Source organism: Micromonospora sp. NPDC048905, from assembly GCF_040649655.1.
GTDB lineage: Bacteria > Actinomycetota > Actinomycetes > Mycobacteriales > Micromonosporaceae > Micromonospora.
Map to the genome: position 1 here is coordinate 197811 of NZ_JBEZFV010000011.1, position 17002 is coordinate 214812.

The following is a 17002-nucleotide window of genomic DNA, read 5'->3' on the forward strand; positions in this document are numbered from 1 at the left end:
CCCAGCTCACCGGGGGTACGGGCGGCGTCGAGGGCGCGGGGCAACCCCGGCAGATCCCGTTGGATATCGTCGCCACCAGCAAGATCCTGAGCGGGGGTGACGCGGTGCCGACGACAGCTTTCGACGAACACGAGCGGTCGCGCTGGGCCGGGCGCGCGGCGGCGTACGACGGCAGTTTCGCCGCCCTCTGCGCCCATCCCGCCCCGGCGTTGCTGGACGCCGCGGGCGTCGCCGTGGGCATGCGGGTGCTGGACGCGGGCACCGGCTCCGGCACCGTGGCCGCGCTGGCGAGCGCTCGGGGCGCCACCGTCGTGGCCGTCGATGCCGAGCCCAGCATGGTCGAGCTGGTGCGCGGCCGGGTCCCGTCCGCCGAGGTTCGCCTCGCGGCCCTGCCCTATCTGCCGTTTCCCACCGGGCACTTCGACGCGGCCGTGGCGAACTTCGTGATCAATCACGTCGGCGATCCGGTGGCCGCGATCAGCGAACTGCGACGGGTCGTCCGGCCGGCCGGTCGGATCGCGGTGACGATCTGGCCCGACCCGCCACCCGAGGCGCAGCGGCTCTGGGGAGCGGTGTTCGACGCCGCCGGGGTCCAGCGCCCGACCTCGGTGCCGACGGTGGACGCGGAGCGGGACTTCCCGCGTACCCCGGACGGGTTCGCGGGTCTGCTCGACGCCGCCGGTCTCGCCGACGCGCGCTGCGACCCGATCACCTGGGCGCACCGCACCCACCCCGATGCCTGGTGGAGCGGCCCGGCCAACGGCATCAGCAAGGCGGGTCTGGTGCTGGCGGCCCAGCCGCCGGAGGTGATCACCCGCATCCGTGCCGCGTACGACGAGCTGACCGCCGCCTACCGCGACGCGGACGGTCTGCTCGTCCTGCCGACCGCGGCGCTGCTGGCCTCGGCGTCCGTGCCGTAGGCCACGGGCGACACCCGGCCACCCGGCGGTCCGCCCCACGGCGAGAATGCGTGGCATGGAATTCCTGTGCTACCACCGCGACCGGCCCGACTCGGGGACGTTGCGCGACGAGTTGTTGGCCGAACACTGGTCCTACATGGACCGGTACGCGGAGGAGTTGATCGCCCGCGGCCCCACCCTGTCCGGTGACACCGCCACCGGCAGCGTGCACATCGTCGACCTGCCCGATCCGGCCGCCGCGCGGACGTTCGCCTTCGACGAGCCCAACTACCAGGCCGGCGTGTACCGGGATGTGCTGCTGCGCCGATGGCGCAACACGCTGGGCCGCACCATGTGGGACTTCCCCGGTGGTCGGGACGGCGGCAACCGCTACCTGGTGCTCGGCCTCGGCGCGGGGCAGGCCGTCGACCTGCCCGTGCCACCCGACCCGGACGAGCTGATCGCGTACGGGCCGCTGCTGTCCGACGACGGCGACACGTGGCTCGGCACCGCCGCGCTGGTCCGGGCGCCGACCCCGGACGCGGCGCGCGCCATCCTGACCGTGGACCGGTACGCCGACGTCGAGGTGCACAACTGGCAGTTCGGCGGGCGGCCGCCCGGGGTCAGTCGTTCGTCGTGACGTACCCGCCTGAGGCGGGCTGCCCGTAGCCCAGGCTGTCCGGCTGGCGGATCAACGGTGGGACGGGTAAGGCGCGTACCCGATCGGGCAGCCCGCCGACGCCGGTGCCGGGTCTCGTCGACTCCGCCACGGCGGGCACCGCGCGGATCGCCACCGGGATGCGGTCGATGGCCGAGGGCCAGTGACCGCCCGTATTGGCCTGCGCCACCGCGGCCGGCACCGCCGAGGTCGGCGGCACGCCACCGGCCGGCGCGACGGTTCGGAGCCGGTTGACGCCCGGCGCACGGTTGGTTCCGCGGGGCGGCGCGGCCGGCGGAGTCGCCATCGTCGGGGCGGGGAGGCGCGGCGGGCCGGATCCTGGCGCGGGGGCCAACGCCACGAGGGCGGTGTCGCGGCGTGGGGCGTCGGCGGCCCGGCGGGTGAAGACGGCCCGCAGCGCGCGGGGCAACCGCTCGGCGGCGACCTGGCGCAGCGCGGGCGAGGCGAACGCGTACCCCCCGGTGCGCTGGGGGATGAGCAGTCCGGCGGCGACCAGCCGGCGTAGTGCCGACACGGACCGGCCGGGCGTCCAGCCGAGCGCGCGGTCGACCGTCGCGCCGGAGACCACGCCGCCGAGGACACCGGCGGCCATCAGGACCGCTCGCCGCTCACCATCGAGGTGGTCCACCTCGGCGCCGACGGTCCGGCGGACCGCCTCGGGCAGCGGGAGCACCGCCGGGTCGGCCCCGGCCGCGATCGACGCGACGTACGCCGTCGCGTGCCCGGGCCGGCCGCCCACCAGCGGCAGCAGCCGGTCCACCAGGGTCACCGGCTGACCGGACCGGGTCAGGAGATGGCGCAGCAGTCGCCCGGACGGCACAGTGGTCAGCGGTCGGATCGCCATCCGGCGGGCTGGGCCGGGCCGGGTGTCGGCCCACTGCGGTTGGTGCAGGGTGACCACGGCCAGTGGTAGCCGCCGTGCCGTCGCCGCGTCGAACAGCGCCCGGAGGAATCCGCTCACCGCGGGCGCCGCCCGGTCCACGTCGTCCACCGCGACGACGAGCGGCGCCTGGGTGGCCAGCCGCAGCAGGACGTCGCGGCAGATCGCCGCGCCGGCCATCGCCGCGGCGGAGTCGTCCGGGTTGGTCAGCATCCGCTGCAGCGTCGGGACCGCGGCGGCGACCCGCGCCGGTGGGAACAGGGCGGTCAGGGCGGCGACGAGCCGTTCGTGGACCGCCGCCGGGCCGTCACCGCGGCGGACCCCGGCGACACCCCGCAGCAGCTCGGCGACCGGTTCCAGGACCTGATCGGGGTACGGCTGGCAGGCCTCCACGGACCAGCGCACCGAAGCGCCGTCCACCGTGGTCAGCCCACGGGTCAACTCGTGCAGCAGCCGGCTGCGGCCACTGCCGGTGGGCCCGACCAGCGAGACCCAGCACGGGTTCCGCTCCCGGATGGCCAGGGTCAGCTGGTCGCGGATCGTGGCCAGCTCGCGGCGGCGACCGATCAGCGGACCGTCGTGCCGGTCCGGGCCGGGTCGGACGGGGCCGATGGCGTGCCAGAGCGGTCCCGGCGACATCCGGCCGGCGACCGGCACCGGTGGCAGCTGACGCTGGGTGATCAGGCCGGCGGTGGCCCGTGCGGTGGCCGCGCAGAGCGCGACGGCACCCGGTGGCGCGTACTCCTGGAGGCGGGCCGCGGTGGTGATCACCGCGCCGCTGGCCACGCCGTGCCCGCCGCTGACCGCGTCGCCCAGGTCGACCACGACCTCGCCGGTGGCGACACCGACGCGCACCCGCAGTCGGATGTCCCCGACCATCGGCCGGCGGTCCAGCGCGGCCTGGATCTCGAGTCCGGCCCGCACCGCGCGGTACGCGTCGAAGCCGTCGGAGCGCCGAGCGCCGAACAGCGCCATCACGGCGTCGCCGACGTACTTCTCCACCACTCCCTGCCAGCGGTGCAGCACGCCGGTGACGGTGTCGAAGTAGACCCGCTGCATCGCGCGGACGTCCTCCGGGTCGAGTCGGCTCACCAACGCCGTGGAGCCGACGATGTCGGCGAAGAGCACCGTGACGGTACGTCTCTCCTCCGGCACGGGCCAGTGCGGGGGCACGGGCCGCCGTGCGTCGCCGGCGATGATGCTGCTGGTAGTAGCGATGGTGGTCATGGCTTCGCACCAACCCTTCCCCCCGCTGATGCCAGGTGACCTCCGGAGATTGACATCCCTGAGCTGACCGGGGATCTGCCGAACGACGTATGTCGGCCACCCGCAACCTTTTGTCGCAAAGTCGACGCGAGGAGTACCAGAAGCGGCAGTTGGCCGTAGAACGGTTCGGGGACCTGTGATTAGGCTGCGTGCCATGGCCAGCGATGGGGACACCGCACCGCTCGTGGGCCGGGCCGAGCTGGTGCAGACGGTTCGGGCCGCGCTGCACGGTGACGCCGCGCACGGGCAGACCGCCGCCGTCTTCCTGACCGGTGAGAGCGGTGTGGGCAAGACCCGGCTGTTGGGTGAGGTCGCCGACCAACTACGTGCCCAGGGTGCCGTGGTGCTCACCGGCAGCTGCCTGGACATCGGCGACGCCTCCCCGCTGCACCCGCTGTTGCAGGCGCTGCGCCGCTTCGACGCCGATCTGTCCACCTCGCACGCCCGCACCTCCTCCGCGGTGCGAGGGCTGCTGCAGATGTTCGCCGACGAGACCGCCAGCCCGGACGGCGCGGGCGCGTTGCTGGAGCGGGCCAGCCGCGGGTTGCACCTGATCGCCGAGGGCAGACCACTGGTGCTCATCCTCGACGACCTGCAGTGGGTCGACCGGAGCACCCGACAGTTGCTGCTCTACCTGTTGGCCGGGCTCGGCGACCTCCAGCTCTCCGTGCTGGCGGCGGTGCGCGCCGAGTCGCTGCAGGGCGCGCACCCACTGCGCCGGGTGCTCACCGAGCTGCGTCGGCTGCGTACGGTGCGGGTGCTCGACCTGGCTCCGCTGGGCCGGGCCGACACCGAGAAGCTCGCTGCCGCGGTGGTCGGCAAGACGCTGCCCGCCGAGGCGGCCGAGCAGATCTGGCAGCGCAGCGGCGGCAACCCGTTCGTCATCGAGGAGCTGGCCCGCGATCTCCGCGACGGCCGCGACGGCCTGTCCGAGACGTTGCGGGAGATCTTCCTCGACCGGGTCGACGCGCTACCCCAGCACGCCCACGCGGTGGTGCACGCGGTCGCCGCCGGTGTCGAGCCGGTCCAGCACTGGCTGCTGGCGCAGGTGCTGCGGTTGCCCGAGGACGAGCTGATCGACGCGGCCCGCGCGGCGGTGGCCCACCGGCTGCTGGTCGGCGCCGACGACGGTTACCGGCTGCGGCACCGCCTGGTTGCCGAGGTGCTCGCGCACGAACTGCTGCCGGCCGAGCGTTCCGGGCTGCACCGCCGCTACGCCGAGGCGCTGACCGCCGCGCCGGGTGAGCTGCACCAGGCCCGGCTGGCGCACCACTGGCGGTTGGCCGGTGAGCCGGCGCGCGCGTTGCCGGCCGCGGTGGCGGCGGCGCAGGAGGCCGAGCGGCTGCACGGTTACGCCGAGGCGCACCGGCACTGGTCGGCGGCGTTGCAACTGGCTGCCGAGCCGGGTCCGCTGGCGGTGGACCGGGTCGAGCTGCTCAAGAACGCCGCCGAGGCGGCCCACCACTGCGGGGAGCACGCCCGCGCGCTGGTCCTCCTGGAAGAGGTGGCCGCGCTGCCGGGTGGCGAGCCCAGCGCGCTGCACATCCGCCGGGCCCGCTACCTGGCCGCGGCCGGCCGCTCGGCGCTGGCCGAGGAGGAATACCAGCGGGCGCTGACCGCCGCCGACTGTTCCCCGCGCGACCGGGCCACCGCCGCCGCCCGCCTCGCCGAGCTGCTCCTGCACCTGGGCCGCTACGCCGACGCCGGCAGGTGGGCCCGGGAGGCGCTGGCGTTGGCCGCCGACGTGGAGGGCTCCGCCACCGAGGTGGTGCTGGCCAGCTCGGCGCTGGGCTTCAGCGACGCCTACCTGGAGGACCCGGACGCGGGGCTCGCGGTGATGCGCGACGCCCTCGACACCGCCGAGCGCGCCGGCCAGCCCGAGGATGTGGCCTGCGCGTACCTGCACCTGGCGGAGCTGTTGACCGGGCCACTGAACATCCTCGAAGAGGGCGTGGTGGTCGCCCGTCGTGGCGCCGAGCGGGTCGCCGAACTGGGGTTGGGTCGCACCTGGGAGACCCGGCTGCTGGCCGTCGCCATCAACGGCCTGTTCCGGGTGGGCCAGTGGGCCGAGGCGGAGAAGGTGGTCGCCGCCGCCCTGCGGCACCGACCGTCCGGTGCGGACGCCGTCGAGCTGCTGCTGGCCCGGTGCCGGCTGTCGGTGGGCTACGGCGACATCGACGCTGCCAGCCGTGACCTCGACGCGGTGGCGACCCTGCTCGCCGGTGGTGGGGCGCGGCACGTCATTCCGCTGCTCACCCTGCGCGCCGGGCTGGCCATGTGGGAAGGCCGCCACGATGTGGCGCGGTTGGCGGTGCAACGGGGCCTCACCGAGAGCCGGTCCGACGACGTGACGATCCTGTCGGCGCTGGTCTGGCACGGCCTGCGAGCCGAGGCCGAGGCGCACGCCAGTCGTGCCGTGGCGGTGGACCCGACGGTGGTGCGCCGGCTGCGTGACGTGGCGGACCGGGTGGCCCGCAAGAGCGTCGGCGCGGCCGGTCCGGTGCGCTCGGTGGTGGAGGGGTTCCTGGCGCTCTGCGCCGCCGAGGTGAGCCGCCTCGACAGCAGCGACCCGGACCTGTGGGCCGCGTCCGTCGCCGAGTGGGACCGACGCCACCACCCCTACCCGGCGGCGTACTCGCGGCTGCGGCAGGCCGAGGCGTTGCTGGCCCGCCGCAGCCGGCTGGCCACCGCCGGCAAGCTGCTGCGGGAGGCGTACCGGGTGGCGCAGGGGCTGGGCGCGGTGCCGCTGACCTCGGAGATCCGCGAGCTGGCCGGGCGGGCCCGGGTGTCGCTGGAGGAGCACGAGGTACTCAGCGGCACGAGGAGCGCGCCGGCCGAGGCGTCCGACGACGAGTTGGCGCCGCTCACCGCACGGGAGCGGGAGGTGCTCGCGCTTGTCGCGGAGGGCCTGACCAACAAGGAGATCGGGCAGCGGCTGTTCATCAGCGAGCGGACCATCGGCGTGCACGTGTCGCACATCTTCGACAAGCTCCAGGTCCGTACCCGGGTCCAGGCCAGCGCGATCCAGTTGCGCAACGTCCGAAGCTGACGTTCCGCACCGTCCACTGGCGCGTGTGCGTACCGGGATACGTCGTTCTACTGATTCGGTGAGTGGGTGTCGGCTGAAAGGCTGGGCCGCGTCGACGACGGCGCGGGGGATGCCGCCGACCACTATGGAGGAGAGATGACCGCTCCGGTCTGGGGGCCCGTGCACCGGGACATCGTCGACCTGCTCGCCGACCATCCGGCGGACGTGCCGGCCGTGGTCGACCACCTCACCAAACTTCAGGACATGCTGGTGCGGCTTCCTCCGTTGGAGGCCAGTTGCCCGTTGGCCGACTTCAACAGGCTCTACCTGACCATCACCAGCAGCGTGTTGGACGGGCTGTACGAGGATCGTTTCATCGACCCGGCCTTCCTGTCCCGGCTGGACGTGGAGTTCGCCGCGCGGTATTTCGACGCGATGCGGCTCTGGACCGACTCCAGCCCGGGCACCCCGAAGGCGTGGTCGTGCCTCTTCGAGCGGATGCGTGGACCGGACGCCCGTCCGCTGCCGTCGGCGGCGGCCGGGGTCAACGCGCACATCAACTTCGACCTGCCCTTCGCGCTGGTGACCACGTTCGACCACCTGGAGTCGGAGCCGGTCGACGGCAGCGACCAGCACCACGACTACCTGGAGATCAACAAGATCTTCGCGGACAAGATCCCCGGTCTGCGCCGAGGCTATCTGGAGCAGTGGCAGCTGCTCATCGACATGCTCAACGGCGACATCGACGACTGGTACCAGGGGGAGCTGGTGGAGTACACCCGCAATGTCGCCTGGCGTAACGCGCAGAAGATCTGGCGGTGCCGGCACGATCCGGACGCCCGCGAATGTGAGCGCACGCGGTTGGACGACAACGCCGCGGCGCTCGGCCGGCTACTGCTGTCGCCCCTGGGGGCGTTTCTGCAGTAGCCGGGACGGGGGGTCCCCGCGTTCCGCCCCGTGGGGGGTGGCGGAGCGCGGGGGCGCGTCCCATCAGATTCGCCCACCCTCGGGTGGCCGGCCGCGGCCGGTCGACCCAGGGGTGCAGCCGGCCGGCTCCGGGGGGTGCCGACCGTCTGCCACCGTCGGCCGGCCCGGGGGGTGCCGGCCGGCGGTGGGGGAGGGCGTCGCGCTCGTCCCGCCGGTGGCGGATCTCGGGGGTGTCGGCGGGCGCTTAACGGGTACGCCCGCGCCATGACCGTCCTGGCCCGGCGCCGGCCCGCCGCCCGACCCCGGCCCGCGCGGCCCGGCCCGCTGCGGCCAGGTGGCCCGGTGCCGCGACCCACCGTCCGACCCGGTGCGCGATGACCGCTGCCGCGACGCGGTTCGCGTTCCGCTTCGATCCGCTGTTCCGCCCGGTGTTGGCGCTGCTGGGGGTTCGCCCGGCGACGGCCTGGGTCGCCGTCACCGACCGGGATCTGGTGATCCGGTACGGGCCCTGGCAGCTGCGGACCGACCGGGAGAACGTGACAGCCGTCGAGCTGAGCGGCCCGTACCGCTGGTGGCGGGTGATCGGGCCACACGTGTCGCTGGCCGACGGGGGCGCGAGCTTCGGCAGCAGCACGGCCGGCGGGATCTGCCTGCGCTTCGGCGCCCCGGTGCCGGCAGTGGTCCCGGGCGGGCGGCCACGACATCCGGCGGCCACGGTGACCGTGGCCGACCCGCCCGCACTGGCCCGCCTGCTCGCCGTACCGGACCTGTCCTGAGCTGGCCATCCACCTGCCCGGTTCCGCCGGTCGGGTCCCGCGCCACCGCCTACCGTCGGATCAGGACCTGTGAGGGTGGGACTGGCGATGGGTGACGAGCACCGGGCGAAACCACGACGTTGGGGCGGACGCCGCCACGCGCCGACGGGGCCGGACCCGGCGCTGCGGGCGGCCCGCGATCCGGCCCGCCCGCACCGGGGCGGCCGGCCGGGTGTCGTGGTGCCCGAACGCGTGGCGACGGCGGCGCGGTCGGCGCCACCGGCCAGTCCACTGCGCCGGTGGCTCTTCCAGCACCAGGTGCAGCCGCCGGGCCCGGAGGCGGGCGAGGGACAGAACCGCCGGCACGCCTGGTGGCAGGTGATGTGCCTGACCGGCGTCGACTACTTCTCCACGCTGTCGTACCTGCCGGGCATCGCGGCGGTGGCGGCCGGTGCGCTGTCGCCGCTGGCGACCCTGCTGATCGTCGCGCTCACCCTGTTCGGGATGCTGCCGATGTACCGGCGGGTGGCCCAGGAGAGCCCGCACGGGCAGGGGTCGGTGGCGATGCTGGAGCGCCTGCTGCCGTTCTGGCGGGGCAAGATCTTCGTACTCGTGCTGCTCGGCTTCGTGGCCACCTCCTGGATCATCACGATCACCCTCTCCTCGGCGGACGCCACCGTGCACCTGCTGGAGAACCCGTACCTGCCCGACGCGCTGCACGGCCCCGCCGTCCCGGTCGTGGTCACCGTGGTGCTGCTGCTCATCCTCGGTGGGGTGTTCCTGCTCGGCTTCCGCGAGGCGGTGGTGGTGGCCATCCCGCTGGTCGCCGTCTTCCTCGTGCTCAACGCGGTGATCGTCGTGGTGGCCCTGGCCCGGATCGTCGACGACCCGGGCATCGTTTCGGACTGGACCGCCGCGCTGACCACGGGCGGCGGCGGGCCGGGTCACGTGCTGCTCACGGCCGTGCTGGCGTTCCCGCTGCTGGTGCTGGGCCTGTCCGGTTTCGAGACCGGGGTGAGCATGATGCCGCTGGTCCGGGCCGACGGGGCGGACAAGCAGGCCCGGCTCGCCGCCCGGATCCGCAACACACGCCGGCTGCTCACCACCGCCGCGCTGATCATGTCGGTCTACCTCGTCTCGACGACATTCGTGACCACGGCGCTCATCCCGCAGGAGGAGTTCCGGCCCGGAGGGGCGGCCAACGGCCGGGCCCTGGCGTTCCTGGCGCACGCCCAGCTGGGCGAGGCCTTCGGCACCGTCTACGACGTCAGCAGCGTGCTCATCCTCTGGTTCGCCGGCGCCTCGGCGATGGCCGGGCTGATCAACATCGTGCCGCGCTACCTGCCCTCGTACGGCATGGCACCGGAGTGGGCGCGGGCGGTGCGCCCGGTGGTGATCGTCTACACGGTGGTCAGCGTCGCCATCACGATCGCCTTCCGCGCCGACGTCAACGCTCAGGCCGGGGCGTACGCGACGGGCATCCTGGCGATGATGGTCTCCGGCGCGGTGGCGGTGACGATCTCCGCGGTCCGCCACCGCCAGCGCGCCGGAGCCGTCGGGTTCACACTGCTGACCCTGGTGCTGCTGTACGCGTTGCTGGAGAACGTCATCGAGCAGCCGGACGGGATCACCATCTCCGCGTTGTTCATCCTCGGCATCATCGTGGTCTCGTTGGTCTCCCGGGTCACCCGGACCACCGAACTGCGCGCCGAGCGGATCGAGTTCGACGAGCCGGCCCGGCGGTTCATCACCGAGTCGCTGGCCCACGACGGGCAGCTGCACCTGATCGCGAACAAGCGGCAGAGTGGATCGGTGAAGGAGTACACGATCAAGGAACGGGCGCAGCGGGGGATGAATCCGGTGCCCGGTGCGGCGGACGTGCTGTTCCTGGAGATCGACGTGGTCGACCCGTCGGAATTCAGCCAGGTGCTGCGGGTGCACGGGATCGAGGTGGGTGGCTTCCGGGTGTTGCGGGCCAGCAGCCCCGCCGTGCCCAACGCGATCGCCGCGATCCTGTTGGCCCTTCGCGACGCCACCGGGGTGCGGCCGCACGCGCACTTCGAGTGGTCGGAGGGGAGCCCGATCGCGCACCTGGCGCGCTATCTCATCCTCGGTCGCGGGGACACCCCGCCGGTGGTGCGGGAGATCATCCGGCGGACCGAGCGGGACCCGCTGCGTCGTCCCGGTATCCACGTCGGCGGGTGACCGGCTGCCCGTTTGACGGGGTGGAAAGATGAATAGGGGCACTATTCACGTTCACACCTTCCTGTCCGTATTGCGGACCTATCGTGACGTTTGGCGGTCGACGCTACGTCGAGCCCCCCGCGCCCGGATCGGCGCGCGGTCACGTCTTGCAGGCAGGAAGGCAGGCACCTTTGATGTCCACGTACCACGGAGGAGACCGCGAGATCCGACCCAGACGCCGGTCCCGATGGTTCTTGGCCAGCGGGTTGCTGGCCGGAAGCCTGGTCGTGGGAGCGGCCGGCGTGACCGGCGTGGCCGTCGCGGCCGACCGTGACCTCTCCCTTCCCGGTCTGGGCCGGCTGAGCGCGGCGGCCGGCAGCGACGACGACCGCCGTGCCGGCGACCAGGGCGGGGCGCAGCGCGACCCGGACGACGCCGAACGGGGCACTGCCCCCAGCCCGGGCACCGGCAAGCGGGGCGTGGTGTCGGTGCCCTGCGACGCCGCGAAGCTGGTGGCGGCGCTCGTGACGGCCAACGCCGAGGGCGGCGCGGACCTGCGGCTCGCGCCCAGGTGCCGCTACCTGCTCACCGAGGCGTTCCACGAGACCGACCAGTACGACGGCGGGATCCGCGACGCACGGGAGGCGGCCGACGCGGCGGAAACCCCCGGTGACGCCGATGCGCCGCCGCACAACCCGGCCGACGACACCGCTGGCCTGCCGGTGATCTACCAGGCCATCACGATCGACGGCGCCGGCGCCACCATCGCGCGCGACGCCCAGGCCGCGCCGTTCCGCTTCTTCACCGTCCGCGACGGCGGCGAGTTGACCCTGCGCGACGTGGAACTGCACAACGGCCGCTCGAACATCGAGGGCGGCAGCGTGCACGTGGTGCACGGGGCGACCGCCGTGGTGGAGCGGGTCACCGTCACGCAGAGCACCTCGCTGTCCCCCGAGGGCGGCGGCGGTGGGATCTTCAACGACGGCAACATGGTGGTCACCGACTCCACGTTCGTCGGCAACAGCGCCTCCGGCGCCGCGGGCAAGGGCGGGGGCCTGCTCAACGGTGGCGTGCTGACGCTGAAGCGCTCGGAGTTCCACCGCAACAGCGCCAACGCCTACGGCGGCGGGCTCGGCAACTACCGCGGTGCCGCCGACGTGGAGAGCGTCTCCTTCACCCAGAACAGCGCCGGCCAGGGTGGCGGGCTGGCCAGCTTCTCGGCCCGGACGAAGGTCTCCGACACCGAGCTGCTGAACAACACCGCGCAGGTCGGCGGCGGTGCCGCCAACTCCGACGCGGTGCTGGTGATGCGCACGATGACCATCCGTGGCAACACGTCCACCGTCAACGGCGGCGGTATCTCCACCGTGAAGGGCCTGACGCCGCTCGACGACAGCGTGGTCGACGGCAACACCACCCACGGCGTCGGCGCCGGCATCTACGCCGAGAAGGCGAACCTGCTGGTCCGCGGCAGCGACGTGACCCGCAACGAGGCGGTCGGCGCGGCGTCCAGCGGCGGTGGCATCTACGCGTCCGCGGGTTCGGTGGCGATCTACACCAGCAAGATCACCCACAACGCGTCGACGGTGAAGCCCGGTGGCATCTTCGCCGCCCACGCCCAGGTCAAGATCGACGACGAGAGCGTGGTCATCGAGAACGAGCCGACCAACTGCGAGGGCAGCGCGGTACCTGTCGCGCGCTGCTTCCGCTGAGCCGAACCGCGCACCCATCCGGAGCGCACAGCCGGCCGCCCGGACGATCGTGGTGATCGTCCGGGCGGCCGTCCGCTGTTTCGCCGTACCGCTGCGATCGTTCGGGCGGTGGCCGTGCCGGCGGCGTCAGGACATGGCACGCAGCCGGTCGGAGAGGGTGCCGGCGAAGAAGTCGAGGAAACCGTCCGGGTCGGGGCCGGCGTTCTGCAGGACGACGTGGTCGAAGCCGGCCTGAACGTACGACCGGACCTTCGCCACGTGTGGTTCCGGGTCGGGGCCGATGGCGAAGAGCTGGCGGATGTGTTTCTCCTCCACGTGCGCGCTGGCCGCGTCGAAGTTGACCGGGTTCGGCAGTTCGCTCATCACCTTCCAGCCGGTGACCATCCATCTGCTGGTCTGCAACACCGCCTGCACCGCCTGGTCCTCATCACTGGCCCAGGCCAGCGGAACCTCGGCGTAGCGCGGGCCGGAGCCGCGGGCCCGACGGTAGTGATCGACGATCGAGGCGTCCGGCTCGGTGGCGAACAACCCGTCGCCCAACTCGGCGGCGAGCCGGGCCGACGCCTCGCCGCTGGCCGCCACCGCGATCACCGGCGGGGTGTCCGGCAGGTCGAAGATCCGGGCGTCCTCCAGGTGCAGGTGCCGGCCCTCGTAGGACTGGTAGCCGCCCTGCCAGAGCAGCCGGATGATCTCCAGCGCCTCGCGGAGCCGCTCGTGCCGGCCCCGGACGCTGGGGAAGCCCTGCCCGACCACGTGCTCGTTGAGTCGTTCGCCGGCCCCCACTCCGAGGGCGAACCGTCCGTCGGAGACCAGCGCCATGGTCGCTGCGGCCTGCGCGATGATCGCCGGGTGGTAGCGGACGGTCGGGCAGGTGACGCCGGTGGCCAGACGCAGGGTGCTGGTCTTGGCGGCGATGGCGCCGAGCACGCTCCAGGTGAACGACGAGTGGCCCTGCGCGTCCAGCCAGGGGTGGAAGTGGTCGCTCATCTCGACGAAGTCGAATCCAGCCTGTTCGGCCAGGACGGCCTGCCGGATGATCTCCTGGGGGCCGTAGCCCTCCGCGGCCAGCTTGTAGCCGATCTGCATGCCACGCTCCCGGTCTCGTCCGCCGACTGACGCGGGTCGGTTCCCGACCTCCGGGTCGGCAAACACCGACGACACCCACAGGCCAGCCTCCTAGGACGCCCTAGAGGGTGTGCGGCGCGTCAGCAGATCGACCAGGCCGGCCAGATCCTCCTCCCCGGCGCCCTCGGCCAGGCAACGGCGCATCAGCGCGAAGTAGGGGCTGAGCAGTTCCGCGCTGACACCCTGCTGCTCGGCGGTGCGCAGGAAGGTCGGCGTGCCGGCCACCTGCATGCCGAGAGTGGAGACGACATCCGTGGTGTAGTCGCCGCTGCGCAGGCGGTCGGCGGTCTGGTGCGCGGTCGGGGCCATGGCGACGAGCCAGTCCGCGAGCAGTGCGGCGAACGCCGCGGGATCGATGTCCTCCTCGCGGATCAGGGCGAAGGCGTGGGTGATCCCGGCGAACATGCCGTACATGGCGCTGAGCAGGGCCACGTCGTACAGGGCGGCGAAACCCGGGTCCTCGCCCACGAAGGTGGTGCCGGCCGGGACGCCGAGCGTCTCCCGGTGCCGGTCGAACAGTTCCCGCGAGCCGCTGTAGAAGACAAAGCCGCCCGCATCCGGTACGCCGATCATCGGCGGGACAGCCATGATACCGCCGTCGAGGTAGCGGGCACCCCGCTCGTGTGCCCACGCGGCGCGGGCGCGGGCCTGGGCGGGGGTGCCGGTGGTCAGGTTGACCAGGTCCCGGCCGGTCAGATCCACGCCGGCCATCGCCTCGTCGACCGAGGTGTCGTGCAACAGGCAGACGACGACGAGGGTGTTCGCCGCGACCGCCTCGGCGGCGCTGGCCGCGACCCGAGCGCCCTCGCCGGCGAGGACGGTGGCGCGGGTCGGGGTGCGGTTCCAGACGGTGACCGGGTGACCGGCGACGAGCCAGGCGCGGGCCAGCGCGGAGCCCATCGCGCCGAGCCCCAGCATCGTGACGGAGGTCTGCTCAACAGCGTTCGGTGTCATGCCGATTAGGCTGGCCAGAAGTCCTCCGGTGCTCAAGTACGCACTTCGGAGTGGGCGCTTACCCCCAAGTGAGCGAGGACGTCGGAAGGGGTGGTCATGACGACGCTGAACCGGCCGGGCGCACCAGACGGACACGTCTGCGGGATCGACGCCGCGATGGAGGTGATCGGCGGCAGGTGGAAGGTGCTGATCCTCTGGGCGCTGCACGAACACCCGTACCGCCGCTTCGGCGAACTGCGCCGACTGCTCCCGGGGATCTCCGAGAAGGTGCTGGCCTCGCACCTACGGGAGATGGAAGGGGACGGTGTCGTGCACCGCGTCTCCTACGACGAGGTGCCGCCCCGCGTCGAGTACTCGCTGACCGTGGACGGCACGCGACTCAACGAGGCGCTCGAGCCGCTGGCCGCCTGGGGGAGCGAGAGGCGCGTCGGCGCGTCAGCGAGCACCGTCTCCGACGGCTGAGCTGCCCCCGCGCGGACACCGGCCCCGCGCCCCGGGGGTCGGGGGGCGCGGGGCCGGTGCAGATCTGTCCTACTTGGAGGGCTCGGGCAGCTTGCAGTCGACCTTGGGGTTGGCGCCGATGTAGTTCAACGGCCCGGCCACGATGGTGACCAGGATGGTGCCGGCTTCGGCGCAGTTGGTGTCGTCGCCGCTGTAGTAGCCACGCTGGCCGGCGGCGACCGCGCCGATCACCAGCCAGATCACGACGATGACTCCGAGTATCGAGGTGCCGCGCATCGCTGCCTCCTGAAGGAAATGTGGTGGATCTGAGGTGCAGTCGTTGTACCCAATCGGGTCGTGCCGCTAACGGAGACCGGGACGAGGCCGCGCCGGATCCCCCATCCGGCCGAGGCCGATCGCCGTTGCGTACCGCCCGGGATCGGCCGCTCGCACGGGGTAACGCGAGTCGGCTATCGGATCGACGACCGATCCGGCACCCGTGCCGCTCGGCGGACGTAGAACTGCCTCACGGCCCCGCCGAGGAGGACTCATGGACGCCCCGACACCACCCCTGTACATCGACCGTCCCGAGGACGTCGCGGTCGCGGCCCGCGCGCTGGCTCGCGGCGCGGTCGTCGCGGCGGCGTTCGCCAACTTCTACGTCATCGTCACGCGTCCCGACGCGGCCACCGTCCGCCGGGTCAACCTGGCCAAGGGCCGACCCGCCGAGCAGGTCGGCAGCATCACCACCGCGATTGGCCGGATCCCCGGGATGTTCGACTGGACGCGGATCTCGCCGCGGCTGCCGGTCGGCCGGGTGCGGGCACTGATGGACAGCCTGTACGGCGCCGGGCCGTTCGGCTTCCGGGGGCCGGCGGCGGAGCGGCTGCCCGAGCACCTCACCCAGGTCGACCAGGGGCTGCGCACCACCCAGGTGATCGCGCCGGGCCTGACCTGCCCGTCCAACGTCTTCTTCGAGCGGGCGCTCGCCGAGACCGGATCGGACCACCTCTACATCACCTCGGCGAACCGCTCCCGGCATCTCACCGGCGCGGCCGAGGAACCGGCGCACTGGAAGGCCGTGGCTCTCGCCGCCGACTTCGCCCACCTCGACGACCTGGTGGTGCTCGCCCACCGGGACGAGTCGGCGGCCCGCGCCGCGTACCCGGGCTACCTCACCACCTCCGTCACCCTGCTCTCCTTCCACGCGTCGGACGGCGAACTCGAGGAGCCGCCGGTGCTCACCGTGGACCGGCACGGATCGCTGCACCTGGATGACGTCCGCCGCGCCGCCGCGCCGCTCGGGTTGCAGGTGCGCCTGGGTGGCACCGCCGCGCGGCGACTGCAGGTCCGCGCGTACGCCGGGGCGCTGGTGTGAGCGGTTACCGCGTCGGCCTGGTGGTGCCCAGTTCGAACACCACCATGGAGACCGAGATCCCGGCCATGCTGCGCCGCCGCGAGACCGTCGACCCGACGGTCCGATTCACCACGCACGCCAGCCGGGTACGCCTGCGTCAGGTGACCCCCGACGAGTTGGCCCGGATGAACCGCTCCGCTCTCCGCTGCGCCGCCGAGCTGGCCGACGCCCGCTGCGACGTCCTCGCGTACGCCTGCCTGGTGGCGGTGATGTGCGAGGGGCCCGGCGCGCACGAACGGGCCGAGCGGCGGCTGGGCCGGGCGGCCGGTCGCGCCGGGCACGACATGCCGGTGGTGAGCAGCGCGGGGGCGCTGGTCGCCGGGCTGCACGCGTTGGGTGCCCGTCGGGTGGCCCTGATCGCGCCGTACCTGCCGCCGTTGACCGCGACCGTCGTCGCCTATTTGGCCTCGCACGGCGTGCAGGTGACCGAGGCGGTGAGCCTGAGCGAGCCGGACAACGTCGCGGTGGGGCGCGTCCCCACCGCTCACCTGGTCGAGCTGGCGCAGCGGCTGGACGTGACCGACGTGGACGCGGTGGTCCTGTCCGCCTGCGTGCAGCTGCCGTCGTTGGCGGCGGTGCCGCGGGTGGAGGCCCGACTCGGCCGTCCGGTGCTCACCGCGGCCACCGCCACCGTGCACCAGCTGCTCACCAGGCTGGGTGTCGAACCGTACGCCCAGCCGCCGGGCGGCCAGATCGTGCAGGGCGACGTCCACCGCCGCCTTCGCCGCCTCGTTG

General features: G+C 73.1%; 14 protein-coding genes. 10 read left to right on the forward strand and 4 right to left on the reverse strand.

Translation table 11 applies throughout. The features are described 5' to 3' along the window. Positions 1-59 precede the first annotated feature (59 nt). On the forward strand, positions 60-920 hold the full coding sequence (locus tag AB0C01_RS26265; RefSeq protein ID WP_357572386.1) for a class I SAM-dependent methyltransferase: 861 nt from the start codon (positions 60-62) through the stop codon (positions 918-920). Between the two features lie 55 nt (positions 921-975). After that, positions 976-1539: a YciI family protein gene (locus AB0C01_RS26270; RefSeq protein ID WP_357255712.1), complete on the forward strand. Its 564-nt coding sequence runs from the start codon at positions 976-978 to the stop codon at positions 1537-1539. On the opposite strand, the gene AB0C01_RS26275 is transcribed toward AB0C01_RS26270, so the two are convergent. Then, the gene (locus AB0C01_RS26275) at positions 1523-3685 is read right to left on the reverse strand and encodes an adenylate/guanylate cyclase domain-containing protein (RefSeq protein ID WP_357572387.1); all 2163 of its coding nucleotides are present in this window, start codon (positions 3683-3685) and stop codon (positions 1523-1525) included. The two genes, AB0C01_RS26270 and AB0C01_RS26275, sit on opposite strands and share 17 nt — an antisense overlap. 193 nt (positions 3686-3878) lie before the next feature. On the opposite strand from AB0C01_RS26275, the gene AB0C01_RS26280 reads away from it, so the two are divergent. The 5 genes from AB0C01_RS26280 to AB0C01_RS26300 all read left to right on the forward strand — a co-directional run bounded on the left by AB0C01_RS26280 (position 3879) and on the right by AB0C01_RS26300 (position 12330). Continuing rightward, entirely contained in the window at positions 3879-6773 is a 2895-nt protein-coding gene (locus AB0C01_RS26280) for an AAA family ATPase (protein WP_357572388.1), read from the forward strand. 135 nt (positions 6774-6908) lie between these two features. Beyond that, a complete protein-coding gene (locus AB0C01_RS26285; protein WP_357255706.1) occupies positions 6909-7679 on the forward strand; it encodes a DUF5995 family protein in 771 nt (256 codons plus the stop codon). A gap of 374 nt (positions 7680-8053) precedes the next feature. Then, positions 8054-8455, forward strand: a complete 402-nt coding sequence (locus AB0C01_RS26290; RefSeq protein WP_357572389.1) for a PH domain-containing protein — start codon at positions 8054-8056, stop codon at positions 8453-8455. Between the two features lie 87 nt (positions 8456-8542). Then, the gene (locus AB0C01_RS26295) at positions 8543-10639 is read left to right on the forward strand and encodes an amino acid transporter (RefSeq protein ID WP_357572390.1); all 2097 of its coding nucleotides are present in this window, start codon (positions 8543-8545) and stop codon (positions 10637-10639) included. Positions 10640-10812: 173 nt separating this feature from the next. Beyond that, entirely contained in the window at positions 10813-12330 is a 1518-nt protein-coding gene (locus AB0C01_RS26300; RefSeq protein ID WP_357255700.1) for a hypothetical protein, read from the forward strand. Positions 12331-12456: 126 nt separating this feature from the next. Here AB0C01_RS26300 and AB0C01_RS26305 read toward each other — a convergent pair whose 3' ends face one another. Continuing rightward, a complete protein-coding gene (locus AB0C01_RS26305; protein ID WP_357572391.1) occupies positions 12457-13416 on the reverse strand; it encodes a TIGR03557 family F420-dependent LLM class oxidoreductase in 960 nt (319 codons plus the stop codon). Positions 13417-13506: 90 nt separating this feature from the next. Further along, positions 13507-14409 carry an NAD(P)-binding domain-containing protein gene (locus AB0C01_RS26310; RefSeq protein WP_357572392.1) on the reverse strand — a complete coding sequence of 301 codons (903 nt, stop codon included), beginning with the start codon at positions 14407-14409 and terminating at the stop codon, positions 13507-13509. A 96-nt stretch (positions 14410-14505) separates the two neighbouring features. Here AB0C01_RS26310 and AB0C01_RS26315 point away from each other — a divergent pair, with 96 nt between their 5' ends. Further along, entirely contained in the window at positions 14506-14871 is a 366-nt protein-coding gene (locus tag AB0C01_RS26315) for a helix-turn-helix domain-containing protein (protein ID WP_357248828.1), read from the forward strand. 69 nt (positions 14872-14940) lie between these two features. Here the strand turns inward: AB0C01_RS26315 and AB0C01_RS26320 are convergent, their stop codons facing one another. Continuing rightward, entirely contained in the window at positions 14941-15147 is a 207-nt protein-coding gene (locus AB0C01_RS26320) for a hypothetical protein (RefSeq protein ID WP_306271566.1), read from the reverse strand. A gap of 253 nt (positions 15148-15400) precedes the next feature. On the opposite strand from AB0C01_RS26320, the gene AB0C01_RS26325 reads away from it, so the two are divergent. Beyond that, a complete protein-coding gene (locus tag AB0C01_RS26325; RefSeq protein ID WP_357572393.1) occupies positions 15401-16228 on the forward strand; it encodes a hypothetical protein in 828 nt (275 codons plus the stop codon). Next, positions 16225-17002 (forward strand): Asp/Glu racemase (locus AB0C01_RS26330; RefSeq protein WP_357572394.1); only part of this gene is annotated, 778 nt, incomplete at its 3' end. The genes AB0C01_RS26325 and AB0C01_RS26330, both read left to right, overlap by 4 nt.